General features: G+C 45.9%; 22 protein-coding genes and 1 pseudogene. 13 read left to right on the top strand and 10 right to left on the bottom strand.

The annotated features are described in order from the left end of the window. Nucleotides 1-87 precede the first annotated feature (87 nt). The 3 genes from Q5L94_RS02380 to Q5L94_RS02370 all read left to right on the top strand — a co-directional run bounded on the left by Q5L94_RS02380 (nucleotide 88) and on the right by Q5L94_RS02370 (nucleotide 4,341). A complete protein-coding gene (locus Q5L94_RS02380; protein WP_317496880.1) occupies nucleotides 88-912 on the top strand; it encodes an alpha/beta hydrolase in 825 nt (274 codons plus the stop codon). Nucleotides 913-918: 6 nt separating this feature from the next. Continuing rightward, nucleotides 919-1,803, top strand: a complete 885-nt coding sequence (locus Q5L94_RS02375) for a GGDEF domain-containing protein (RefSeq protein ID WP_317496879.1) — start codon at nucleotides 919-921, stop codon at nucleotides 1,801-1,803. 93 nt (nucleotides 1,804-1,896) lie between these two features. After that, nucleotides 1,897-4,341 (top strand): EAL domain-containing protein, encoded by a 2,445-nt coding sequence (locus Q5L94_RS02370; protein ID WP_317496878.1) that lies wholly within the window; start codon nucleotides 1,897-1,899, stop codon nucleotides 4,339-4,341. Here Q5L94_RS02370 and Q5L94_RS02365 read toward each other — a convergent pair. The 3 genes from Q5L94_RS02365 to Q5L94_RS02355 are packed head-to-tail and all read right to left on the bottom strand — an operon-like array spanning nucleotide 4,338 to nucleotide 9,563. Continuing rightward, nucleotides 4,338-7,514, bottom strand: coding sequence for a response regulator (locus Q5L94_RS02365; RefSeq protein WP_317496877.1), 3,177 nt, complete (start codon nucleotides 7,512-7,514; stop codon nucleotides 4,338-4,340). The genes Q5L94_RS02370 and Q5L94_RS02365 overlap by 4 nt on opposite strands. A gap of 12 nt (nucleotides 7,515-7,526) precedes the next feature. Continuing rightward, a complete protein-coding gene (locus tag Q5L94_RS02360) occupies nucleotides 7,527-7,916 on the bottom strand; it encodes a response regulator (protein ID WP_317496876.1) in 390 nt (129 codons plus the stop codon). Nucleotides 7,917-7,928: 12 nt separating this feature from the next. Beyond that, nucleotides 7,929-9,563: a diguanylate cyclase gene (locus tag Q5L94_RS02355; RefSeq protein ID WP_317496875.1), complete on the bottom strand. Its 1,635-nt coding sequence runs from the start codon at nucleotides 9,561-9,563 to the stop codon at nucleotides 7,929-7,931. A gap of 649 nt (nucleotides 9,564-10,212) precedes the next feature. Between Q5L94_RS02355 and Q5L94_RS02350 the strand changes: the two genes are divergently transcribed. Further along, on the top strand, nucleotides 10,213-11,682 hold the full coding sequence (locus Q5L94_RS02350; protein ID WP_317496874.1) for a transposase family protein: 1,470 nt from the start codon (nucleotides 10,213-10,215) through the stop codon (nucleotides 11,680-11,682). A gap of 347 nt (nucleotides 11,683-12,029) precedes the next feature. On the opposite strand, the gene Q5L94_RS02345 is transcribed toward Q5L94_RS02350, so the two are convergent. Together Q5L94_RS02345 and Q5L94_RS02340 are read right to left on the bottom strand one after the other, a co-directional pair. After that, a complete protein-coding gene (locus tag Q5L94_RS02345) occupies nucleotides 12,030-12,218 on the bottom strand; it encodes an Arm DNA-binding domain-containing protein (RefSeq protein ID WP_317496873.1) in 189 nt (62 codons plus the stop codon). Between the two features lie 443 nt (nucleotides 12,219-12,661). Further along, nucleotides 12,662-13,624, bottom strand: a complete 963-nt coding sequence (locus tag Q5L94_RS02340; RefSeq protein ID WP_317496872.1) for a hypothetical protein — start codon at nucleotides 13,622-13,624, stop codon at nucleotides 12,662-12,664. A gap of 531 nt (nucleotides 13,625-14,155) precedes the next feature. Here Q5L94_RS02340 and Q5L94_RS02335 point away from each other — a divergent pair. The 3 genes from Q5L94_RS02335 (at nucleotide 14,156) to Q5L94_RS02325 (ending at nucleotide 15,473) form a co-directional block, all read left to right on the top strand. Continuing rightward, nucleotides 14,156-14,812 (top strand): inovirus Gp2 family protein, encoded by a 657-nt coding sequence (locus Q5L94_RS02335; RefSeq protein ID WP_278355016.1) that lies wholly within the window; start codon nucleotides 14,156-14,158, stop codon nucleotides 14,810-14,812. A 143-nt stretch (nucleotides 14,813-14,955) separates the two neighbouring features. Next, complete coding sequence (locus tag Q5L94_RS02330; protein ID WP_317496871.1) at nucleotides 14,956-15,180, top strand: addiction module protein; 225 nt, start codon at nucleotides 14,956-14,958, stop codon at nucleotides 15,178-15,180. Further along, nucleotides 15,177-15,473 carry a hypothetical protein gene (locus Q5L94_RS02325; RefSeq protein WP_317496870.1) on the top strand — a complete coding sequence of 99 codons (297 nt, stop codon included), beginning with the start codon at nucleotides 15,177-15,179 and terminating at the stop codon, nucleotides 15,471-15,473. The genes Q5L94_RS02330 and Q5L94_RS02325 overlap by 4 nt, the downstream gene beginning before the upstream one ends. Before the next feature lie 111 nt (nucleotides 15,474-15,584). Here Q5L94_RS02325 and cadR read toward each other — a convergent pair whose 3' ends face one another. Continuing rightward, complete coding sequence (cadR, locus tag Q5L94_RS02320; RefSeq protein ID WP_007148576.1) at nucleotides 15,585-15,992, bottom strand: Cd(II)/Pb(II)-responsive transcriptional regulator; 408 nt, start codon at nucleotides 15,990-15,992, stop codon at nucleotides 15,585-15,587. A gap of 95 nt (nucleotides 15,993-16,087) precedes the next feature. Between cadR and Q5L94_RS02315 the strand changes: the two genes are divergently transcribed. The 3 genes and pseudogenes from Q5L94_RS02315 to Q5L94_RS02305 all read left to right on the top strand — a co-directional run bounded on the left by Q5L94_RS02315 (nucleotide 16,088) and on the right by Q5L94_RS02305 (nucleotide 18,810). Then, complete coding sequence (locus tag Q5L94_RS02315) at nucleotides 16,088-16,984, top strand: cation transporter (protein WP_317496869.1); 897 nt, start codon at nucleotides 16,088-16,090, stop codon at nucleotides 16,982-16,984. A 3-nt stretch (nucleotides 16,985-16,987) separates the two neighbouring features. Continuing rightward, nucleotides 16,988-17,500, top strand: coding sequence for a signal peptidase II (lspA, locus tag Q5L94_RS02310; RefSeq protein ID WP_003821921.1), 513 nt, complete (start codon nucleotides 16,988-16,990; stop codon nucleotides 17,498-17,500). 21 nt (nucleotides 17,501-17,521) lie between these two features. Beyond that, nucleotides 17,522-18,810: pseudogene (locus Q5L94_RS02305) on the top strand (ISL3-like element ISPpu12 family transposase). A gap of 110 nt (nucleotides 18,811-18,920) precedes the next feature. On the opposite strand, the gene Q5L94_RS02300 reads toward Q5L94_RS02305, so the two are convergent. Then, the gene (locus tag Q5L94_RS02300) at nucleotides 18,921-19,358 is read right to left on the bottom strand and encodes a hypothetical protein (RefSeq protein WP_317496868.1); all 438 of its coding nucleotides are present in this window, start codon (nucleotides 19,356-19,358) and stop codon (nucleotides 18,921-18,923) included. Between the two features lie 39 nt (nucleotides 19,359-19,397). Further along, nucleotides 19,398-19,874, bottom strand: a complete 477-nt coding sequence (locus Q5L94_RS02295; RefSeq protein ID WP_317496867.1) for a RadC family protein — start codon at nucleotides 19,872-19,874, stop codon at nucleotides 19,398-19,400. Between the two features lie 148 nt (nucleotides 19,875-20,022). Here Q5L94_RS02295 and Q5L94_RS02290 point away from each other — a divergent pair, with 148 nt between their 5' ends. After that, nucleotides 20,023-20,595: a death-on-curing protein gene (locus tag Q5L94_RS02290; RefSeq protein WP_317496866.1), complete on the top strand. Its 573-nt coding sequence runs from the start codon at nucleotides 20,023-20,025 to the stop codon at nucleotides 20,593-20,595. Between the two features lie 50 nt (nucleotides 20,596-20,645). Here Q5L94_RS02290 and Q5L94_RS02285 read toward each other — a convergent pair whose 3' ends face one another. Further along, on the bottom strand, nucleotides 20,646-21,698 hold the full coding sequence (locus Q5L94_RS02285) for a hypothetical protein (RefSeq protein ID WP_317496865.1): 1,053 nt from the start codon (nucleotides 21,696-21,698) through the stop codon (nucleotides 20,646-20,648). Between the two features lie 92 nt (nucleotides 21,699-21,790). Then, on the bottom strand, nucleotides 21,791-22,249 hold the full coding sequence (locus Q5L94_RS02280; protein ID WP_317496864.1) for a JAB domain-containing protein: 459 nt from the start codon (nucleotides 22,247-22,249) through the stop codon (nucleotides 21,791-21,793). Nucleotides 22,250-22,382: 133 nt separating this feature from the next. Here Q5L94_RS02280 and Q5L94_RS02275 point away from each other — a divergent pair, with 133 nt between their 5' ends. Continuing rightward, nucleotides 22,383-22,589, top strand: a complete 207-nt coding sequence (locus tag Q5L94_RS02275; protein WP_011233892.1) for a helix-turn-helix transcriptional regulator — start codon at nucleotides 22,383-22,385, stop codon at nucleotides 22,587-22,589. 153 nt (nucleotides 22,590-22,742) lie between these two features. Next, on the top strand, nucleotides 22,743-22,946 hold the full coding sequence (locus Q5L94_RS02270) for an AlpA family transcriptional regulator (protein ID WP_317496863.1): 204 nt from the start codon (nucleotides 22,743-22,745) through the stop codon (nucleotides 22,944-22,946). Nucleotides 22,947-23,046 lie beyond the last annotated feature (100 nt).

The following is a 23,046-nucleotide window of genomic DNA, read 5'->3' as shown; positions in this document are numbered from 1 at the left end:
GCTTTATTAGTAAGTAGTGTTCCCTTCTTGTATACTATCGGGTCAGTCGGCATATTTATAGTACTGGATCACTACAAAGGAATTTGCATGCTTACCCCCGAGCATATTATTGATCGGAATAACGTCAACATAATTGGATCTGGCGACAAAGTCATAATGATGGCTCATGGCTTTGGTTGCAATCAAACAATGTGGCGTTTTCTCATACCAGAGCTGCCCGATGACTACAAATTAGTGCTTTTTGATTACGTCGGCTCTGGGGCAGCGAGTATGGCGGAGTATTCAACCTCTAAATACAGCTCCCTAGAAGGTTATGCTCAGGACATTGTCGATATATGCAAGGTACTCGACCTACAGAATGTATCTTTTATAGGTCACTCCGTCAGCGGTACGATAGGTCTACTTGCTACACGAGCCATTCATGACAGAATCAACGCCCTGATTATGATTTGCCCCTCCCCTTGTTTTTTGAATATTGACCCGAGTTACCAAGGTGGCTTTGAAAAGCATGACTTAAGCGAACTCATCGAGTTAATGGATAAAAATTATATTGGCTGGGCGGAGTGCCTGGCCCCTTTGGTAACAGGAATCACGGAGCGCCACCCCGTGACAAATGAGCTGACGGAGAGTTTTTGCACGACCAACCCAATTTCAGCTAAGAATTTTGCCAAGGCTACTTTCTTTTCTGACCATCGAACGATACTTCCCGAAAATACGCATCCGGTATTGCTATTACAAAGTGATAACGATGCCTTAGCTTCGTTATCTGTGGGTCAGTACATGGAAAAACATACACCTGGCAGTGAGTTACAGGTCATAAAAGGAAAAGGCCACTGTTTACATATGACTCATCCTCAAGACGTTGCTCTGCACATCAAACGTTTTTTAGAAGTGACATACGCCAGCGAGTAAAGACAAATGACTAAAGTACAACTGGATAACTTTCCAATCGGACTGGTCGTCACCACAGCTGAAGACCATAACGTACTGCATGGCAATAAGGACTTTTACGGGCTTTGTCAGCAAAAAGCAGAAAGTCTATCGTGCTTAAGAAGCATATTAACTCCAGCCTCTAAGATTATTGTTGAAAGCTTTGTCATGCCGTTGCTTTTACATGAAGGGCATTGCAGGGAAATACAATTAACCATTAACACTCCGAGTGGAGATAAAATTCCCGTTTTGGTTAATGCTGTGATGCATTCAGCAGAGAAAGATTCGATTTATTGGGCCATATCATCCGCTCAGAAGAGAGATGATCTTTATCAAGAACTGATCAACCTTCGCAACGACTTAGAAGATAAAGCTGAGCGACTTAAGCAGTTATCGGAAACCGATGAACTCACCAAATTACTTAACCGTCGCGCCTTCGTCGCGGACGCTCGCACTATGATAAAGCAAGCTAAGCGCAATAACCTATCCTATTCTTTTATGATGCTTGATATTGATCATTTTAAGCACATCAATGATCAGCTGGGACATTTTGTCGGCGATAAGGTGATAGCCGATGTTGGCGCTCTACTTAAAAAGTACTGTCGCGAAAACGACTTAACCGCTCGTATAGGCGGTGAAGAGTTTGCCATCTTTTCGACTAGTAGCGCCACCGATTCTGGCAGCCAATTTGCTGAGAAACTTCTTAAGGTCTTCAGCTCTGAAGACATTCAGGGCCTGAACGTTACGGTCAGTATTGGCGTGGCGACATCGTTCAGCGATGATTTTGATACACTTTACAAAACTGCGGACCGACTACTTTATCAAGCAAAAAAGAACGGCAGAAATCAATTTTGTGGCCACTTTTGTACTTAACACGTAAATCTGGATATCAACGAGCTTTGCCGCTAAACTCATAATCAAACGTTATTTAGTTGTTTGCTGTAACTTTTCTTCAGGGATTAAAAAATGTGCTCAGCTCAAGAGAAACTGGATAAATTGCGCATTCAATACCAAGCTCATTTAGCCGATTACCACGACCGTCTTAATGCGCTTTGGTTAAATGCGACCGCCGACAAGGGCAAAACCGAAGAAATACGACTTATTGCCCATAAGTTAGCGGGCTCTGGGCAAGCCTATGGTTTCCGGGAGCTATCGCAAGTTGCAAAAGAGCTTGAGTCCGTCTTAGATGCCAGTAATAATTTCTCTAAAAAAGAACTGCGTTTGGCACTAACAGAGCCGTTCAATGAGCTTTTGAGAGTATTAAAGCACTGCCTGGAAAAACAAACTCCTGTTCCTTTCTCTGAACAAAGTTTGGTAAACCCCAATGACACTGAACAGGCTGACATTAACGTTCTAATATTTGACGACGATGAGCACTTTTCGGCTAAGTTGACTCAAACTCTGGCAAACTATGGTTACCAAGCCACAATTGAGACTGATATTACAAAGCTCGAAACAACTATCCGTGAGCACGAGCCACTTGCGCTGCTCGTCGATATGGACTTTTACGGACAACGTTTTGCGGGCGCTAACCAGGTTCGTTTGTGGCGCCAAAAAGACGGGGCACCTTTACCAGTCATATTCATATCTCAACATGACTCGTTTGATCTTCGTTTGGCTGCTGTTCGGGCAGGTGGCAATCACTTTCTTACCAAACCACTCGATGTCCAAAAGTTGATTGCATTACTCCGTTCAGAGCTTAACCTCGCACCCGCAGAGCCATACCGGGTGATGATTGTCGACGACGATAGGCACTTACTCGACTTATACGACTCAATACTTACCGATGCCGGCTACACCGTATCGACGGGCACTAGTGCCGAAGCTGCATTATCCTTACTGGACCAGTCACAACCGGAACTCATACTTGTCGACGTGAATATGCCAAACTGTGATGGCATAGAGCTTGGCAGAATTATTCGACAACACGAAGAGTTTGCCTCTATTCCATTGTTATTTATATCGGCCTCTAACGATACTGATATCGAGCTTGCCTGCGCTCGACTCACCAACGACGACTTTATTCATAAACCCATCGAGCCATGGCGACTGTTGATGATGGTAAAGTCTCGGGTGGTAAAAGGGAGACAACTGCGAACAGGAGTATCCAACCTAACGGGCTCGAACGCTGATATAGCTCCCGACTCTTTAACCGGATTAGGTCGCCTTGTTCATCTCAAGTCTGCTATTGATAAAACACTAAAGAGTAGTACAGATAATACCATCGCTCTGTTGAAAATTGATATTCGCAATTTTCATACTATTAACAATTTGCACGGTCAGCACTTCGGCGATCAAGTGTTACAGCAAGTTGCATGGCAGTTAACCCAGTACCTACAACCCAATAGCCAGCTTTGCCGTGAACACAATGATGAATTTATGCTTTTTACAGCTGACTTTACCTCTCAGCAAGCATTAGAGCTGTATCTAACTAAATTGGTCGGTGCCATCAATGAAATTAGCCTGATATCATCCCACGGATCTGCAACCTTATCCGTTGATGCAGGCGTGGCCCTTGCAACTGGTAAAACCCTTAACGCTGACGAACTTATTGATAACGCTGATATGGCATTATTCAAAGCAAAACGGTTGAGCGGTCCCAAAGTCGTCTATTTTGATCAATCCGTGAAGGAGGAACAGAAATATCGGTTTAACCTTGAACAGAATATAAAAAAAGCACTGGATAAAGATGAGTTTATAGCGGTATATCAGCCCATAATTTGCGTCAAAACAGGAGCACTTTTTGGCTTTGAAGCGTTAGCACGATGGGACCATCCTGAACGAGGCCTATTGACCCCCAATGAATTCATACCACCAATGGAAGAGTACGGGATAATCTCCGATTTAACAGCGAGCATAATAAAGCAAGTGACTCGTCAGTTATCTTTGTGGCAAAGTTCACACCCTGATTTATACATTTCCTTCAACTTGTCAGCTTTAGATATTCAACAACCGAAGTTTCTCAAGGTTCTTGATTCACAAGTCGAAGCATGCAATCTGGATGCTAAAAACCTGACTTTGGAAATCACTGAAAGCCTCCTGTTGTCTGATTGGCAGAAGGCCGGCCCAATGCTCGATGCACTCAGTGAGTCGGGCTTCTCATTAGCATTAGACGACTTCGGCACCGGTTACAGTTCACTTAGCTACTTATACCGTATTAACGCTGACAAGCTCAAAATTGATCGTTCTTTTATCCAGTACTGGTCGGAAACGGGGGATGCCCGTCTACTCAATACCATCGTAAAACTGGGCCATCTCATGCACATGCAGGTTATCGCTGAAGGCGTAGAGCAACAGGAAGAGCTTGAGTTTCTTCGCCGTATCGGTTGCGACCAGTACCAGGGATTTTTAAGCGCACGCCCAATGTTGGCAGAACAAGTAGAAAAAACGGGGTGGCTGACTAACCACTAATCAGTATCAATACGAGCGTGGATCAAGTCAATTAGCGCCTCAGTTGACAACCGCGTTTTCATTAAAACGGCCTCCACATCATCCGACTTTTGCTTACTAACATCTCTGCCCGTAAGAACGATAATTGCCGTATTGGGGTTTGCAACTTTTAAATCAGGAACGAGCTCCCAACCAGAGCCATCGGGCAAACCAATATCTAGCAAAATAACATCGTAGTGACGGGCTTTTAACAAACGCCTAGCCTCACCGAGGTTTGACACATTATCAAGCTCAATATGTTCGCCTATCATCAAACGAATAACCGACGATAAATCGACATCGTCCTCTACATGCAATACACGTGGCGAGGCCAGCTTAGCTATCTGCGTATGTACTTTCTTGAGAAGCAGATCACTTTTAATAGGCTTTGAGACCCACTCCACATTGGGGGGGAGCGTTTTTAATTCTAAACGATCTTTTTCAATTTTTCCGGAGACTACAACAATAGGAATGTCAGCAGTACCGGCTTCATCTTTTAAGCGTCTGATAATGTCCAACCCATTAATATCCGGCAAACCTAAATCAAGAGTTATTAAATCAAAATGCTCACTTTCAAGACTTTTTAGTGCTGCGTGGCCATTGTGCTCAAGATGGACGTCATAGTTCTGCGTCTCTAAGGTCAATTTTAATAGCTTTGCGACATCTTCGTCGTCTTCTATGACTAAAATTTTGCGTGCGTTCTCAGTTATTTCTGAGAACTGCACTTGTTGCTTTTTTTGCTTCGAATGAGGCTCAGCTTCTTGTGCTGCTTCTTTTAGTAAAGGGAGTTTAAAGAAAAACCGTGTCCCCTCGCCTTCTTTTGTTTTAAAGCCAATGCTACCCCCCATATGCTCGACAAGCTCTTTAGTTATAGACAGGCCCAGGCCTGTTCCTCCTTTCTCCCGGGTATCGGAGCTATCAGCTTGAGAAAAACGATTAAATAACTTGTGCTGAAATGCTTCAGGAATACCATTACCTCGGTCAGTCACACTTATAACAACATTGTCGTGGTCAGTATCGACATCTATTGTCACCGTTTCATTTTCCGGAGAGAACTTGATCGCGTTCGACAAAAGATTCGCCATGATTTGCTTAAACCGCTGCTCATCCACTTCAAACAAAACGTCGCTTACGGACTTCCCCAGTTCAAGTTTAATTTTTCTTTCCGAACCATACGCCTTATTTTCCTCTATGATTCGCTCAATCAATGAAATAACACGATGAGTTTGTATATCGAAATCCAATTGGCCAGCCGCCACCTTTTCAATATCCAGTAAATCGTTAATGAGGTGAGATAATCGCTCACTGTTGCGGTGTGCCGTATTCAACAGTGTCTCAACTTGCTCAGGTAAGTGCCCCAAGCTGCCGCTTAGTACTAACCCAAGAGCACCGCTAACCGAAGTCAATGGCGTTCGTAACTCATGACTGACTGTAGAGATGAATTCACTTTTCATCTTCTCCATACGTTTACGCTCAGTAATATCCTGCGCAACACCCAAATAACCTACAGTCTTATTCGACTCATCAGTAATTGGTGTCACCACCAAGGTCACCGGGACACGCTCGCCATTTCGGGTAATATAATGCCAGTCGTGGATTTCAGACCCTTCGCGGTTAGCCTTTTTCACAAAAACATCAAAGCCCTCAATGTGCTCTGAAAACTGCTTTGTCAGTTGTTTAGCCCTTTCTTTCACCTCCGTCTGGTCGTGAAAGAGCGCAGGCGTATGTTTGTTGACCACGGATTCCACTTTATAACCCAGCAAGCGCTGTGCGCCAGAGTTAAACAATTTGATAGTTCCCTGAGTATCAGTGGCAATGATAGCCAGTTCAGTGGATGCTTCCAGAATATTGCTCAGCATTGATGACGTTTTTGCTAACTCTTTTGTGCGCTCTGCAACTTCTAATTCAAGGTTCGAGCGCGCAGACTCTAATTTACTAAACGCATCTCTAAGCGACTGGCTCATTGTCGTTACAGAGTCAGATAATTCGTCATATTCAACTAATCGAGTGTCAGGAAGTTTTGTTGTTAGCTGCTGTTCAATATTTTCAGGTAGCTTTCTCGACACCGAGTTTAGTGCTCTCAATGGACGAAGTAGCACCCGGCTCAGCAGAAAACTGATAAGAATGCTCAGCAGAACCAGAATAGTTAATATTAAAAAGCTCGAATTTCGTTCGCTCTCCAATTGGGAAGCTAAAGAAGCAGCCGGTAACTCAACGACTAATTGAGCAACACCTGGAACACCATTGACCGACAATCGATATTGGTAAATGCCTTTTTTCCAACGATTAACCAGACTGCCATTAGTGTCAGGAGTCCAAATATACAAATTATCAACACGTTTCACCGGACTGACATTTTTAGACGTTAAAGCGACCAAATCACCCGCGCCTGTCTGAAGACTGCCTTGCTTGTCGAGAATACCTATCCCGCTCATATTCGCTCCCTGCAGTGCAGTCTTTAATAGCACCAACGGAGTCGCTTGCTGTTGAGTTTGCTGCTGAAACTCACTAACAACGTTTACCAATGTAGTCTGCAATTGTTCGGCGAGCATTTGCTCTTGTTCAACTTTGTGGGTGTAACTATCTAGTATTATGGGTACTGCACCTGAAAGCATCGTTAAACCAACGAGCATATGGAAAACCAGCTCATTTAGTCTCACTCGACTGGGTAGCCAGGCTACTTTGCCATTTTGGATAAAGAGTACCAACAGCTTAATGATCAAGCCGGCAATTAATGCATTAAAAACACCGTTGAGCGCCTGCTTAAGGCCAATTGTGGCAGCAGTCGGGCCGTCCATTCCCAGCAGACCCATATAGGCTAGCGAGATCACGAATGGACCCGCCAACAGCCAGAAGCCTAAATCTGCTATAACTAAATTACTAACTCCCCGGCGAAATAGCAGGCCAACAACACCAGCTTCTAACATAAAGGTCAACAAGGCATAGGGATGCCCCCATAATTGCCACGTATAAAGCCCACCAACAAATGCAACAGCTATGGCAGGCCAAAAACCAACTATTTTAATAGCGGCGATAACAGCCACGGAGCCAAAAATAAAATGGATACCAAAGAACAACGGCACGTTCACTACATTGCCAATAAGCGCAAGCAGCATTAAAATGAGTGTAACAAAAACCTTTAATCTTGGTGTCATGAGCTACTCAACTTAAGTATTGAAATCGTTCCATAATTGTTTTACTTCATCAGCCAAAGCCACAGGATCAAAAGGTTTAGAAAAGACTTTTTGTACGCCCATTCTTTTGTAGCGTTCTATTTCTTTGGGCTGAACCTTGGCGGTCATAAAAGCAACAGCTGTGTATTCCGTAACCGCCCCCATTTCCCGCATCGCCTTTAATACCTGAGGGCCGTCCAGTCCAGGCATCATCACATCGAGTAAAATGACTTGCGGAATAAAAGCTTCTACTTCCTCTAACGCCTGTTCACCTGACTTACATTGTCGAACTGTCAGTCCGCCAATATCTTCTAATGCCACGACTGCTATCTCTCGAATATCGGCATCATCTTCAACATAAAGCACTCGTTCCAGCACATCCATCAATTATTTCCTTTAATCGCTGACTTTATTCCGTCCTGAGCCTTTACCGCGATAAAGCGCTTTATCTGCGCGGCTCAGCAGTTTTGTCCATGTATCGCCATTTACCGCGGCAGCAACACCAATAGTAATGGTTACTGCTATTTCAGTATCAGTACTTATTTTTATTGATTGCTGTTCTATGTTAGCGCGTAATTTTTCTGCCACACGAAACGCATCTTCAAATGGTGTTTTCGGGAGCATTATGGCGAATTCCTCGCCACCAATTCTGCTGACACTATCCCCGGAACGTGTCTCGTGTTGCAAAGTATCCGAGATAGCTTTAATCACTGAGTCACCCGCCGGATGACCATAATTGTCATTAACCGTTTTAAAATGGTCAATGTCCAGCATTAATAATGACAGAGGTTCCTTATGCCTTGATGCATGCAATAACGACTTTTCGACCTCTTCCGAGAAAAAGCGCCGATTGTAGAGCCCGGTCATTTCATCCGTAGCGACCATCTCCCGCAATTTCATCTCAAGCGCTTTTTGCTCGCTGATATCTCGTACGGCTCCTATGAGAGTGACGCCATCGCTCTGCATTTCAGCTTGCTCTTCGACCCAAATATAATGGCCTTTCGCGTGTTTCATTCTATGCTGAACATGATGAACACCGGTTTCCTTGGCTTTTTCTTCGCTTGCGCGAATAGTTGCAATGTCGTCTGGATGTACAAGGCTATTGAACAAATCGACACTAGGCTTTGTTGAGCTTTTTGCCAGCCCAAGTAGTTCATAGATCATATCGGACCAAAATAACTCGCCGGTCTCCAGGCTTGCTTTCCAGTGACCCACTCGCCCTACGCGCTGCGCAAGCTGCAAGTCTTTGTTTGCCTGGCGAACTTTCTCTTCGATTTCTTTTCGCATTGTTGCATCAGTAAAAATACCGTACCACTGCACGCTACTGTTGCTGTCTTGCTCTGCCGAAGCACGCATCGATACCCACTTTAGCTGCTCATTATCGATTATGCGAAATTCGCAGATAATAGGCGATAATGTTTTTGCTGACTCCGACAAGGTTCGCCAAAGTGGCCGAATATCATCAGTATGAACTCGCTGCATTAACTGCAGGCTATCGTTTTTTAATTGCGACTCACTTAAACCCAGTAAATCATTCACCTGATGACTTACATAAGGGAAATCCACTGTTCGGTCATTGTTAAACCGTATTTGGAAAAACACACCAGGAATAACGTCTGCCAAATGATTAACATGTGATCGCGCCTTCACTTCTTTTTCGATAACAGTCATTATGCCGACATAGAATTGAACGTTTTGTTTACTGCTGCTATGTCGCCGAATATGATCTTCTACCCACAGAAAGTGACCCTTCTTATGCTGAAACCGATATTCTCTGCGAAGCACATTGTTAAACTCATGCTGCTCCCAAGCCTCAAATTCTTTTAACGCCAATTTGACATCATTAGGATGAATATGATCAAACCACCACTGTTCTAAATCCGTTATTTCTGCTTTTGAATAGCCAAGTGTTCGTTCTACGTCGTCAGTAATAGCACTCGGAATATCAGGCCGCCCAATTGCGACCCGAAAAACCACTGCCGGGATATCACTAATTAAAGCGTCGAGCTCATCGGTTGCTAACTTGTCCACTTTACGAGCCTCTAGTTTTCTTGATTTGGTGTGTTGTTAAGGCAACAGTCAGGACATAGTTTCACATCCCTGTATAGCGTTTGTCCCTGTTTAAGTGCGATCGTTGCGGTAGGAAAAGCGCCTAACGGAACACCTTCAGTCGCTTTTTCACAGTCTTTTTTATGAATAAAACGAAGGGGCTCTAGGGCGTCTGAAGCTTGCGCAACGAGAACAAATTCTGTCATTGTATTGGTTCAGCTTGTTAAAAAATTATATCTTATATTATATTATTATATAATGTGTCGAATATTCTTCAATAAGTAAACCACCAACCGTTCTCCAATATTGCCTTGTTCTTCAATTCTCATACTTACTCATAAATACTTATAACATTTGGTAGGATCCGTGTAGTAACAACCTGAATTTGGCCACTCTATAAAATAGAATCGAGCGAGTGCATGTTTAGGATGAATCTATTGTATCCGGTTTTTTAAAAGCTACTCTCCAAACTACAGACATAGGCCCCAGACAATGACATCACAGGGATCGCGGCAAACTATGTAGCGTCAATTACCTTGGCCGGTTCGCATTGACTCACTAAGAATCAAACCTAGCAAGCTCGGTTGCCTCATCTAAAATCAAACTCTACGGGAATGATATTAGGTGATTTATGACGACTACTATGAGTCTTTCCGCTCGCCGCGAAATGTTGTTGAGTATCCGGCAGCGGTACTTAGCGGCAAAACGCCCGGAAAAAACCAAGATCCTTGATGGTTTTGTGGCGGCAACCGGTTACGACAGAAAATATGCGCTCGTGCTGTTATGCAAAAAACGTTCACCAATCGACATCGTATCGCTAAAACCCAAATCCCGACCCGGGGCTCAGGTTTATGATGATCAGTTTCGCCACGTGCTCATTAAAGTCTGGAATACTGCGAATCAAGTGTGCTCAAAGCGATTTGTTCCTTTTATACCTGATTTGGTTGCGGCCATGGAGCGACACGGGCACTTGCGAATATCAGACGACATACGAAAAAAACTTATGACAGTGAGCGCTGCCACTGTTGATCGAATACTTCAACCTGAACGCTCTCGACAAGTTCAGGGACTGAGCCAAACCAAAGCCGGAGCCCTTTTAAAGAGTAAAATTCAGGTGCGAACTTTCGCCGACTGGAATGACATAGTGCCCGGGTTTTATGAAGTTGATTTAGTTGCTCATTGTGGAGATGATGCAAATGGCACGTTTCTTAACTCGCTAGTGATGGTGGACGTAAGCACCGGTTGGCTTGAATGCATGCCGTTGTTAAGAAAAAGTGCGGCGGATGTCATCAACGGCGTTAGCGTTGCTCGCTCTCTTATGCCGTTTCCGCTGTTGGGACTTGATACAGACGGCGGCTCAGAATTTATTAATTACGAAGTTTTGGATTACTGTGAGTCAAACAAAATCACATTTACTCGTTCACGGGCTTATAAAAAGAATGACCAGGCTTTTGTAGAAGAGAAAAACGGCTCCGTTGTTCGGCGCTTAGTCGGTTACGACCGCTTCGAGGGCCCTAAAGCGTGGGCAGCTCTCGCGAAGTTCTATAGTGTGTTACGGAAATACGTAAACTTCTTTCAGCCGTCAGTAAAGCTACTTAAAAAAACACGTACCGGTGCCAAAGTGGCGAAACAGTATGACAAAGCATTGACCCCTTACCAACGTATTTTAAGTAGTCCGCACGTAAAGCAAGGCGTCAAAGATGATTTGACCGCAATGTACTTACAACTCGATCCGGTGACGTTAATGTCTGAGTTAAAAGTGTTGCAAAATAATCTAATGACCTTTGCCTGGAATATTAACGGCACCGCCAAAACCGAGCAGTATGCTGATAAGCCGGCTGAACTGAATCAGAGTCATACAGCACCCATAGAGTCAGAAGTTCTAGATTACTTTCGTTTTGAAAAGCCAAAAGACAAACGGAGTCTTCCGAGAACCTGGCGGACTCGCAAAGACCCGTTTGAACACGCCTGGGATGATATAAAATTTAAACTTCAATTAGAGCCTCACTGCACAGGCCCTGAAATTATTGAATGGCTCTCAGTTCGTTATCCTGACCGCCACGATATGGGGCAAGTTAGGACTCTGCAAAGACGTATTTAAGCGTTGCGTTTACGTGACCAGACTTATCAGGCTAAACTAACCGAATTAATGCAAACAGAATGATTTTAGACTGAAATAACCGAGCGATTGGCAAAGTGTTATTTTTTAATGAGGCAATACGGACCGGCCACCGTAATTGTCGCTCAATAGGCAAACACTAGTCAGGCAGTGGGAAATGCTCAAATTGCTACCAACTCCCCCGCCCGGGATCCTCCGGCAAATTACTCAACAGCTAAATGACGAGGACTTTGGTGTCTCTAAACGGCAAGTTGAACGCAACCTTGATTACAATACCCTCGCCTTATGATCTTCAGATCAAACTCGAGCCGTTGCCTGGGATTGATATTTCAACCACTTCGCCGCATAAAACGCAAGCTATTATCATTCACATTTGTTGATTTTGTATCACCAGGATCGACACCATCAGCCAACATGGCTTTGGCTTTGATAGTTGCATCTTTTGCTTGCTTGAGGGTTACATTGGGGAATACACCAAGCGCCAGTGTCTTTTGCTTTTTATTGAAGCGGTATTTCAAACGCCAATATTTACCGCCCTGCTCCCTTACAAGAAGCCGTAAACTGGTGCCACCGGCTACCCGATACCATTATCACGGTCCGAGGGTTTGAGGTGTTCGACGTGCTTATGTTTTTCGATGACTAGTTTGTCGTCTGCCATGGTGCTACATCCGCATAACCGAATTGATATAGCACCAAAAGTAGCACTACTTAGTATCGATTTGCAATGTAGACATCGGGAATAAGAATTTGCCTTGAAAGCCAGTAAAATCAATGGCTCGCGGCATTTAATAGACTTTTAAATAATCGGAATTGGTGCCCGGGGCCGGAGTTAAAAACATACCCAAACCCCTTGTTTTAATTAAGATATTAAAGCTCAACCCTAAAATGTAGCACCCTATGTAGCACCAGGTTTTCAGTGATGAAATCATTAATTTAGGGAGCTGAAACGGGACCAATTTCATTACTTAGCATTTCTCTTTGCATTTAAAATTAAATTTTCAACAAACTGACTTTTATAGCGCGATCCTCCGGCCAAATCTTCCAGAAGCTCCTTAACTTCAGTTGACAGCGTGAGGTTAACTCTCGCTTTTCTGCCGCCACTAGAAACTTCCACACTATTCTTATATGCAGCTTTGGCCAGTCGAATTATTTCATTTTTAAATTGCGAGTCTCTACCCCACAGATGGAAAGCACCATAAATTCTTGACAAACCGTGCTTTTCCATAGAGTCGGCTATTTGACCAGGCATCTTTTGCGTTTTTCTTAAATAGGACCAAAGCCACTTAATTTGATTTAAACTTCCATCTTCCGCGAACTTAAAGTAATCGCACACTGAGGCTTCATTGACCTTGGCTTTCAAGCCTATTAGATAGTCACGTTTCACTTCAAAAGACGGGTGTAAAATACTCACGAAGTCCAAAATGTTGGACAACAACCCTTCTTTGGTTGCAGGGTTACTTTCTAAACCTAGAGACAAATAGTCAAAGGCCAGGTTATTAGCCGACTCTGCGTCAGCGTCGTAGAACTTCAAGGGGTAGTACTCATAAAGCTCAGACCAGGGACTTTTTTTGGACTCGTCTTTTCGTTTTTTCCCATATGTTGTAGCCACATAAAGCCAACACAAGAACATCTGGTCGTGGGATAACTCTTTTATCCAGCGTATATCAGCGTCCCTTAAGCCGGAAGCTTGATATTCCGTATCTAGTTCATTCCGCCATTGCTTAGTTTGCGCCGGCCCTAGGTTTTTAAATTGCTTCGCTTCAACATGGCTGATCTCAAGTTTTCTCTCAGAAATTTTGACCATAGATATTGGTCGCTGAATCAGCCCATCAATGATCAGTCGGTTATAAAGCCAAATTACTTTAGCTTCACTCTTAAGATCCCAAGAACCGATTGCATCAGTAACCTCAGTGTGCACTGCCATCACTTTTCACCTTATTAAAAATAATATCACGCAATTAAAACACTACATTAAAACCATGATAACAGCCTAAAAACATTTGTAAAACATATTTAAAACGCATAATAAAAAACACATAAAAAATACACGAAGCTCTCACAAATAAAGGGCTTTAGTGTTATTTTCATCGAATAAGGCATAGTTTGGCACTATTGTAGTCGCCGTCACAAAACGATGCTGGAAACCGAGCTTCTTACTGAAGGCTCAACACTCGACAAGTCGAGCTCGCTCATCCTAGAAGAAAACCTCTAGATTTCTAAAGTTGATATAACTTTTAAATTAAGGATTGGCTCGCTACCGAGAATATTTAATGGTTCCCCCGTTAATCACCGAGCAAATCCGGCTAAGAAATATCTGCTTATGTCGGTATAGGTAATATATACAAGTAACTAGTATTCAGTAGCCCCCAAAGGGGAAGCTACACCAATGAATCAATATAAAAGTTTACAGGGCGGCATGACCTTATGAATCAATCGATCATAAGGAAACTACTGCATGAAACGCTTACCCGAAAACACCAATCTAAAACTGCTACAAGAAGAGCTATACAAGGGCCTGAAGGTAAATCACAACCACGGATACTTAATTGAAAATTATCTAGATAGGATGTACGAGTGCGTAACAGCCTCGCTGAACCGATACTCTCGCACATTGATGATTAGGTTCGACCTAAGACAGTTTAACTGCCCGTGGGGTGACAATGACGCGCTCATTTCAAAGTTCTTCAAGGCCTTGAATGATGAAATCCGATGGGACCAGGAAAATAAACAGCGACAAGGTAAGCGTGTACATCCTTGCGAACTTCGTTACTGTTGGGTCAAAGAGCAACCCGATGTTAATCGGCCTCCCCACTACCACGTAGCTATCTTCCTGAACAAAGACGCTTATCACAAGCTGGGAAAGTTTAACACCGCAGCGGAGACGATGAGACTTCGTATTGAAATGTCTTGGGCAAGAGCTCTCGAGTGCGACATTTTCGATATCAGAGGCTTGGTTCACTTTCCCCAAAATGCGATATACGAACTCAACCGTAATTCGCCAGACTACTTCAATCAGTTTGGTAAAGCCTTCTTTCGTCTTAGTTACTTTGCGAAGGCCGCAACCAAACGTTACCGAGATGGGACTCGATGGTTTGGGTGTAGTAGTAAGTGAAGCTTCATATACGGGAGTTCCGCGGAACTCCCAGCCTATATCTATGTCCTGTTTAAAGCGTTTTACACTGAAGCTCGATAAAGTGGTATCGCTTTCAAAATCGTGCCAAAATTACTAAAGACTCAAGTTACGGAGTTGGAGCAATGGAACTAAAAAAAATTGAAAACGAAGCGATGCACCTATCTGCAGAAGATAGAGCGCACCTCATTCAAAAGCTTGTAGAAAGTATCGACTCCCCTTCGGCTGATGAACTCAAGTCTGAATGGTTGTCGGTTGCTAAAGATCGAGCCGCGCAATTAGATTCAGGCGCAGTAGCTCCTGTTCCAAGCGATGTTGTATTAAAGAAAGCTCAAGCTCTGATTAAATGAGCTACACATTTCATCCTGCTGCTGAATCAGAGTTTCTCGAATCTGTCGGTTATTATGAATCAAAGGTTCAGGGACTTGGGCAAGCGCTCATTAGCGAGTTTACAGCTCTGGTTAACTTGATTATCGACAACCCTGACGCTTGGCAAGTTGAAGCAAAACTAGGTATCCGAAAGGCCCCTTTACACCGTTTCCCTTTATCGATAATTTATCGGCGGTCCATAGACGACATTCAAATTCTCGCTATTGCACACGACCACCGACGCCCTCAATACTGGCTTGGCCGTTCACTCTAGTAATAGCTTCAAGCAAAAACTAATGGGTAAGCGGATTAAATGGTTGATCTTACCTTTGCATGAGAGTGAGACAGACCGGCATCTCATCGGATTATCTGGTTGATGCTTCACCTACTGCTGGTGCATGTTTCCTTCGCTAATTCCAGCAAGAACCCCACACGCCTCAACTTCCCGGTCATCGTTGCAACTCGCTCTCAGTGAAACGAGTTGTTTCTCAAGCGCTTGCAGAGCGGTTATCTGCGACCGCACATGAGAGATGTGATCATCGAGCAAGGTGTTGACGGCGGTACAAGGCTGATGAGGGTCGTCCTGATAGCTCTGTAGTTCGTGAATCTCAGCCAGTGACAGGCCCAGGATTCTGCAGCGACGGATGAAGGCCAGCCCCTCACCATGCTTCTCGGTATAGACACGGTAACCGTTGTCCTGCCGATCAGGCGGCGGCAACAAGCCCTGCTGTTCATAGAAGCGGATCGTCTGTGTTTCGACCCCTACCAACTGCGCCAACTGACCAATGCGCATCAGCCTCCTCCCCAACGGATTCTTTACTCTATTGACCTTATAGTAGCTTTATAGTTTAAAATGGTACCACAACATTGTTCAAGTGGAGTCGTATCATGAGCAAATCCTGTGGTGGCGCCTGTGGCGGTGATGCAACGTCCGCAGCGGATACCGATATACAGGCCTCCTCCGAGGCGCCAGGGAGATGGGTCAGTGTTTATGCCGTGCCGAAGATGGACTGTCCATCAGAAGAACGAATGATTCGCCTAGCCCTGAACGGCTTTGAGGAGATTCGGGCGCTGTCCTTCGACTTGTCGAACCGCCGGCTGAAGGTCGTGCATGACGGCGAGGTCGAGCCCGTCACCTCGAAACTGAAGACCTTGGGGCTAGGCGCCTCGCTTCAGGAAACCGTCGCTGCAGATCCGGAGACCATCAAGGCCGCCGAGTTTTCGGCAGCTTCTGCTAAGCAAGAATCCGGGACCCTGCGCTGGTTGCTCGGCATCAATGCACTTCTGTTCGTGGTGGAAATGACTGCCGGTCTGATCGCCCGGTCCACCGGCCTGATTGGAGAATCCCTGGACAATTTTGCCGATGCGGCGGTGTACGGGCTTGCCCTTTATGCGGTTGGACATAGCGTGAAAATGCAGGTACGTGCCGCGCATCTTGCTGGTGTACTGCAACTGATCTTGGCTGTGGGCGTGCTCGTAGAGGTGGTGAGACGCTTTGTATTCGGTAGTGAGCCTGAATCGCTGGTGATGATGGCTATCGCATTCGTCGCATTGATTGCCAATACCAGTTGTCTGCTGCTCATATCCAAACATCGGGAAGGCGGGGCGCACATGAAGGCAAGCTGGATATTCTCGGCCAACGACGTGGTGATCAACCTGGGGGTCATCACCGCCGGCGCCCTGGTCGCGTGGACCGGTTCCAATTATCCGGATCTGATTATCGGCACCATCGCGGGGGGCATTGTACTTAACGGTGCCAGACGCATTTTGGCGTTGAAGGGTTAAATAATGCTCATTATTGGCAAAAAGCTCTCGCCGTATGCCCTATTGTCCATATCGGGCCTGCTGGCAGCGTCTGATCAGGCTGTAAAGTGGCTGGTGCAGCAATCAATGGCCTATGGCGAGTATGTTTCGGTGACCCCGTTCTTTAACTGGGTGCACCTATGGAACACCGGTGCCGCATTCAGTCTTTTTGCGAATGGTGGAGGCTGGCAGCGCTACTTTTTTATCGGAATCGCGGTAGTGGTCTCGATTTTTCTGATCAAGCTGATCCTTGAAAATCGTCATAAAGGAGAAGCCATCGCTTACAGTCTTATCCTCGGTGGCGCCATGGGCAACCTGATTGACCGGGTCTTTCGCGGCTATGTTGTGGATTCCTTTGATTTCTATTGGCGAGACTGGCATTGGCCGGCCTTCAACCTGGCTGATATTGCAATTGTCCTCGGTGCCTTACTTTTCGTTTCCAGCAGCTTGTTGGGTAAAAAAGCAAACACCAATGCCGAGTCGGATGGATCTGACTGACACCTACGCCTATACAACACCATGACCGAACTTCCCGACAACATCCTTCACCTGCCGCAATACCAAGTACTGGGCTGCAAATCAACCGACGACGAAATGCACTTCCAGGTGGACGTGCCCGATCCCATCGCCTGCGAGGAATGCGGCGTGCAGGGTGAGTTCGTACGGTTCGGCAAGCGTGACGTTCCCTATCGTGATCTGCCCATCCACGGCAAGCGGGTCACTCTCTGGGTGGTCCGCCGCCGATACACCTGCCGGGCCTGCAAGACAACATTCAGGCCCCAGCTACCGGAGATGGTGGACGGATTCCGTATGACACTGCGGCTGCATGAGTACGTGGAGAAGGAATCCTTCAACCACCCCTACACCTTTTGGCGGCACAGACCGGCCTGGACGAGAAGACGGTGCGCGACATCTTCAACGCCCGCGCCGAGTTCCTGGGGCGCTGGCACCGCTTCGAGACGCCCCGCATCCTGGGCATTGACGAGCTATACCTGAACAAGCGCTACCGCTGCATTCTGACCAACATTGAGGAGCGAACCCTGCTCGACCTGCTGGCCACCCGCCGCCAGGACGTGGTGACCAACTACCTGATGAAGCTGAAAGACCGGCAGAAGGTCGAGATCGTCAGCATGGACATGTGGAACCCCTACCGGGCAGCGGTCAAGGCTGTGCTGCCCCAGGCCCGTATCGTGGTCGATAAGTTCCATGTGGTGCGCATGGCCAACGATGCCCTAGAGAGAGTGCGCAAGGGCCTCAGAAAGGAGCTGAAACCGTCCCAGAGCCGGACTCTCAAGGGAGACCGGAAAATCCTGCTGAAACGCGCTCACGAAGTCTCAGACCGGGAGCGCCTCATCATGGAGACCTGGACAGGCGCGTTCCCGCAACTGCTGGCCGCCTACGAGCACAAGGAGCGCTTCTACGGCATCTGGGACGCCACCACACGGCTCCAGGCAGAAGCCGCCCTGGACGAGTGGATAGCCACCATCCCGAAGGGCCAAAAGGAAGTCTGGAGCGATCTGGTCAGGGCAGTGGGAAACTGGCGCGAAGAGACCATGACCTACTTCGAGACGGACATGCCCGTCACCAACGCTTACACGGAGTCCATCAACCGACTGGCCAAGGACAAGAACCGTGAAGGGCGCGGTTACTCCTTCGAGGTGATGCGGGCACGAATGCTCTACACCACGAAGCACAAGAAGAAGGCACCGACTGCGAAGGTCTCTCCTTTCTACAAGAAAACCATCGGTTACGGACTGCCGGACTTCGCAGAGGAACTCAACTACGGAGTCGATCTATCAACCATCTGAGGGTGGTATCAGATTGATGGGGTGAAGGTGCCCCATCAACCATTAAATCCGTATACCCAAACTAATAAAGAGGCGAAGAGCACTCTCCGCCTCCAAGCTTCATCAGACGATCATTGCGCGGTTCTAGACGAAAAGCTTTGGTTAAATAATCGTACACCGACCTCTTCCAAAGCCGCTCTAACGCTCTCAACAACGTCAGGCTCTATCGACAGTCCATTGGCGTACACAGCTTTGTCGAACGTTAAAACGGCTCCGTACGCTTTCGCTTTGGACGCTGCCCGTTTAATGCCTTCACTATCAACCGCAGAGTCATCACTGATGTGATGACGGATTTGGTAGGACGTGATGACATAGCCCCGCTCATCAAGCAGGAGCAGGCCCACTGGGCTTGCTGACATACTGTTAGGAAAGTCAGACTCCGACCTTAAACATCCAGTATTTTGCTGGCGCTCTCGCAGTTGCGGTAAAAGTGCCAGTGCAGTTATTGCTGCCTTAATTCCCAGCACTACCCACTTTCTCGATGCCGGTGTCTTAAATATTGCCGCCATAAAGGTTTACTCCAGTATTTGGTTACAAGTGAATTAGCGCTAAAGAAGACCGCGCTCAGAGAATGACACGCACTCTTTGCCAACAACGATGTGGTCTTTCACCTCAACGTCGATAACAGCCAGGGCTTTTTGCAGGCGCTCCGTCAAACGGATATCCGCATTGGAAGGCTCAGGCTCTCCTGAGGGATGGTTATGTGACAGTACGAGTGAAGATGCTTTCGTTTCCAGTGCGGCTCGAACCACTTCCCGTGGGTAAACACTGGCCGCGTTAATGGTGCCGTAGAACAGCTCGCGGTACTCAATGAAGTGACCCTTTTCATCCAGGAAGATGATGCTGAAGACTTCGCGCTCATAGTGCGCCAGCTTATACGTCAAAAAGTCCTTAATGACGTTCGGGTTGTAAGGCTCTTTGCCTCGTAAGTGACGCTCTTCCAGGATCTGGCTGGCGCGATGAAAAACGTCTCGCTCAGCTTTATTGTTGGCTGATGAGTAAAAGCCTTTATCAAGTGTGTGCATTGTTAACCTCCTAATTTGGTAAATGCACAGCAGTGATATAGGTCTGAAATCTGATGGGCTCTTAACTATCGCAATAAAACATTACGGCTCCGACCGATGCTTTGAAAGCAAGCACGATCAGTCAACACAACAGAAACTTGGAGTCATCATGTATAACCCTTTTACCTTCGACGCAGAGCACATTGCACTCATTCACAATCACTTTCACGACGACCCTTACTACATTAAAAGGGATGCGTTGGAGTCTGCAGTAAAACAAGCGTCCAACGAAATTTGGAATAACCCGACATATGGAGCTTTTGAAGCGGCAGGCGTTTACGCGTACCAGCTCATTCGCTCAAACGCTTTTGGTAGACAAAGCGGTGATACGGCTTTGGTCTGCGCCCTGCTTTTCCTTAGGCTCTACGGTCACGGTTTTGTCTGTACACAGCAGTACCTTTACAATTTCGTCGAGCGACACGCAGACCCTGAAACTATGGCTATCTGCCTTTCCGGTGCTTATTCCGGAGCTGAAAGCTATGTTGAGTCTCTCCATCTTCAACGGCCTCATGTGCCTATGGACATTGCTGAAATAACTCTCGATGAAGACATGGCTGTGTCGCTTACTGCCACTATAAAAATGGCTTATGACGTAAACGGAGACTACGGGGCTTGCCAAAAAATAAAGAAGCCGTGGTTAGGTGGTCGTAGAAAGCGTTGGGTCAGATTAGCTGATTTATAGTAGTTTGAATCGATAGACAGCTGCGCTCATTGAGCGCAGCAAGGCTGATACTACTTTAAGTTTGCAGGCTCCATGAATATCCGGTCAACAAGTTCAAAAGATACCGGGTCATAGTCCAGAAGCTCCTCTGAACCATTCACTCCGACATGGTTAAACGAATCAACGGAGACGTTAGCGTTGAAGTAGCTTTGTGCAGTTTCCGCAAAGAACTCATCGGCATTAGTCAAAGCGAAAGAATCTTCACCATTCGCTCTAATCCACAGATCGTTGCCCGACTTAACTTGATCAAAACGAGCACGAATTTCATTATTCAACTCGTTAGAAATACCGACGTTCATAATCGTGTGTGCCAACTCATGAACGCAAGTGTTTTCACCATCAGCTTGGCCTCGTTTAAATACGTCGTGCGTCGCACTTAAAGTCAAAGCACTGCAGCCAGTAACCGGGTTACCAGGTGTACCGCCCAGACCCCCCTTGGCACTCTCACATTGAGGTTGTCCCTCAAGCCAAGAGAAGTAAGGTAGATCACACACACCTTCATCTGGACCAAAGACGCCGATGATTGCGCCACTGTCTTGCAGTTGTTCAACCACCAGGGAATTGTATTCAAGCATAGTTTTTTGTAGCTCTGCCGCCTGGCATAGGTTGTGCCACGGAACATTCTCACTGCCGGTAGCGACTAATCCTCCCCGGACACAGTTTCGCTCCATTAAAGGTGAAGCTGGCGTATAGTCAAGAACAACATCATCTGCACTATAACAGTCTACGCACTCATCAAACGCTACATCGATAGAGCAATCACTGACGACATCCTTAACGTAAATATCATCACCAACAACCTCTAGCTCACAACTATCTGATGCAACAGACTTTGTTACCATCTTAGCTCCTGGAGTAACAGTAAACTTGAAGCTTTGACCTGATGAAACTTCCCTTTCATTGGTAGATACGTCGCCACTTCCTGTAGCCTGGATGTTAACTATCGAGCTACCAGTTTGTGAGCCCGTTGAATCATTAGGTGAGTCACTATCACCGCCCCCGCCACATGCTGCGATAGCAATAGTAGAAGCAAAAGCGACACTGAGTTTAATAGTGTTTTTCATGAAACATCCTTTGTAGTTTGAAAGTCCTAATTCATTTTCCACCTTACACTACACAAGAATAAAGGTTGGTAAAAGTCTTAAAATTCATTAGTTTAAATAAGGCCTCGCTCAGCAAGCGAGACAACTTCGTCAGTCACTAGCATGCAATCCAATAGTGACACGTCAATCAGGTTCAGGGCCGACTTTAGCGTTGATAACTCATGCTCTTTGTCAGAGTGACTCAGCTCTTTAGATGGTGAGAAGTAACTGACAATAACCGCCGCTGCATTAACCTTGATAACTTCGCGGTACACCATTGAAGCTGCCAGTTCTTCGCCCTCTTCAAACTCAACATTGTCAATTAGCCGGTGTTGGCTATCGAGTAGAAGTAAACCCGCGACTTCTTTTGAGCACTGCTGATAGCTCCCCTGGACGAACTCTTTAACCATTGAAGGCTCGGTAAAGCCCTCTCCCTGTTTGAATCGTGACTGGATTAGGAGATACGCTTTGTCCAACAACTCTCGCTCTGAGTTGAACTCAGCGCTTTTATCATTTGTGATTTGCTTGTGCATATGGATTCCTTAAGTATTAATGTATCGATGCACAGCGGTAATATAGGTCTCAAATTCTCAGGGTTGGTTGTTTATAATTATTCGTTACAGCTCGCACTAATCCTTTGAAACAAACCGAACAGAGGAAATCATCATGAGATTTTTAAGAATAAACGAAGTGAGAGAGCGCATAGGGCTTGGTAGAACGTCAATCTATAAAATGGTCAACGAAGGCACCTTCCCTAAGCCGGTTCGAGTTTTAGGAAAAAAAGTAGCCTGGGTAGACTCAGAAGTCGATGAGTGGATGTTAGAGCGCATAGCCGAACAACGTAGCGATACCATATCCGCAGTTAACTGCTAATTTATCTTCTAAACGGCGGCTTTCAAGCCGCCTTTATTTTTTCCCTCGCTAACATTCCCACTCAAAAAGGCTTGTAGAGAGCGTTGCAGGCTTACATCTAATCTAAAAAATTACAGCCCTACATCATCCTCTGACACTAAGAGGAGAAATACTATGAAACTAATGAAAGTCAAAGAAGTCATGCACGCTACCAGCCTGGCCCGCCCTACTATCTACAAGTACATGGCTAAAGGACAATTCCCGAAACCGGTATCACTCGGTGGCCGAGCCGTAGCCTGGGTGGCGGATGAGATTGATGATTGGATTATGCAGTGTATTGCGGAGCGTGATGCGGAAGAAGAGAAGGACGAGCAATAGCCGAGCGAAGGTCGTGAGTCACTTGTTGGCTTGCGACCTACATTGTCGCACCCACCGATTACCCTACTGGCAGTGACATCGGATTTATCCGTGGCATAAT

The sequence above is a fragment of the Idiomarina sp. Sol25 genome, assembly GCF_033052775.1.
Classification (GTDB): domain Bacteria; phylum Pseudomonadota; class Gammaproteobacteria; order Enterobacterales; family Alteromonadaceae; genus Idiomarina.
The sequence above is the reverse complement of the archived record's forward strand: the minus strand, read 5'-3'. Positions and strand labels throughout refer to the sequence as shown.

What these genes read in the sequence shown, in the direction of transcription:
- Q5L94_RS02380 (WP_317496880.1), top strand. Translation starts at nt 88, where the DNA reads ATGCTTACCCCCGAGCATATTATTGATCGGAATAACGTCAACATAATT.
- Q5L94_RS02375 (WP_317496879.1), top strand. Translation starts at nt 919, where the DNA reads ATGACTAAAGTACAACTGGATAACTTTCCAATCGGACTGGTCGTCACC.
- Q5L94_RS02370 (WP_317496878.1), top strand. Translation starts at nt 1,897, where the DNA reads ATGTGCTCAGCTCAAGAGAAACTGGATAAATTGCGCATTCAATACCAA.
- Q5L94_RS02365 (WP_317496877.1), bottom strand. Translation starts at nt 7,514, where the DNA reads ATGACACCAAGATTAAAGGTTTTTGTTACACTCATTTTAATGCTGCTT.
- Q5L94_RS02360 (WP_317496876.1), bottom strand. Translation starts at nt 7,916, where the DNA reads ATGGATGTGCTGGAACGAGTGCTTTATGTTGAAGATGATGCCGATATT.
- Q5L94_RS02350 (WP_317496874.1), top strand. Translation starts at nt 10,213, where the DNA reads ATGACGACTACTATGAGTCTTTCCGCTCGCCGCGAAATGTTGTTGAGT.
- Q5L94_RS02340 (WP_317496872.1), bottom strand. Translation starts at nt 13,624, where the DNA reads ATGGCAGTGCACACTGAGGTTACTGATGCAATCGGTTCTTGGGATCTT.
- Q5L94_RS02335 (WP_278355016.1), top strand. Translation starts at nt 14,156, where the DNA reads ATGAAACGCTTACCCGAAAACACCAATCTAAAACTGCTACAAGAAGAG.
- Q5L94_RS02330 (WP_317496871.1), top strand. Translation starts at nt 14,956, where the DNA reads ATGGAACTAAAAAAAATTGAAAACGAAGCGATGCACCTATCTGCAGAA.
- Q5L94_RS02325 (WP_317496870.1), top strand. Translation starts at nt 15,177, where the DNA reads ATGAGCTACACATTTCATCCTGCTGCTGAATCAGAGTTTCTCGAATCT.
- cadR (WP_007148576.1), bottom strand. Translation starts at nt 15,992, where the DNA reads ATGCGCATTGGTCAGTTGGCGCAGTTGGTAGGGGTCGAAACACAGACG.
- Q5L94_RS02315 (WP_317496869.1), top strand. Translation starts at nt 16,088, where the DNA reads ATGAGCAAATCCTGTGGTGGCGCCTGTGGCGGTGATGCAACGTCCGCA.
- lspA (WP_003821921.1), top strand. Translation starts at nt 16,988, where the DNA reads ATGCTCATTATTGGCAAAAAGCTCTCGCCGTATGCCCTATTGTCCATA.
- Q5L94_RS02300 (WP_317496868.1), bottom strand. Translation starts at nt 19,358, where the DNA reads ATGGCGGCAATATTTAAGACACCGGCATCGAGAAAGTGGGTAGTGCTG.
- Q5L94_RS02295 (WP_317496867.1), bottom strand. Translation starts at nt 19,874, where the DNA reads ATGCACACACTTGATAAAGGCTTTTACTCATCAGCCAACAATAAAGCT.
- Q5L94_RS02290 (WP_317496866.1), top strand. Translation starts at nt 20,023, where the DNA reads ATGTATAACCCTTTTACCTTCGACGCAGAGCACATTGCACTCATTCAC.
- Q5L94_RS02285 (WP_317496865.1), bottom strand. Translation starts at nt 21,698, where the DNA reads ATGAAAAACACTATTAAACTCAGTGTCGCTTTTGCTTCTACTATTGCT.
- Q5L94_RS02280 (WP_317496864.1), bottom strand. Translation starts at nt 22,249, where the DNA reads ATGCACAAGCAAATCACAAATGATAAAAGCGCTGAGTTCAACTCAGAG.
- Q5L94_RS02275 (WP_011233892.1), top strand. Translation starts at nt 22,383, where the DNA reads ATGAGATTTTTAAGAATAAACGAAGTGAGAGAGCGCATAGGGCTTGGT.
- Q5L94_RS02270 (WP_317496863.1), top strand. Translation starts at nt 22,743, where the DNA reads ATGAAACTAATGAAAGTCAAAGAAGTCATGCACGCTACCAGCCTGGCC.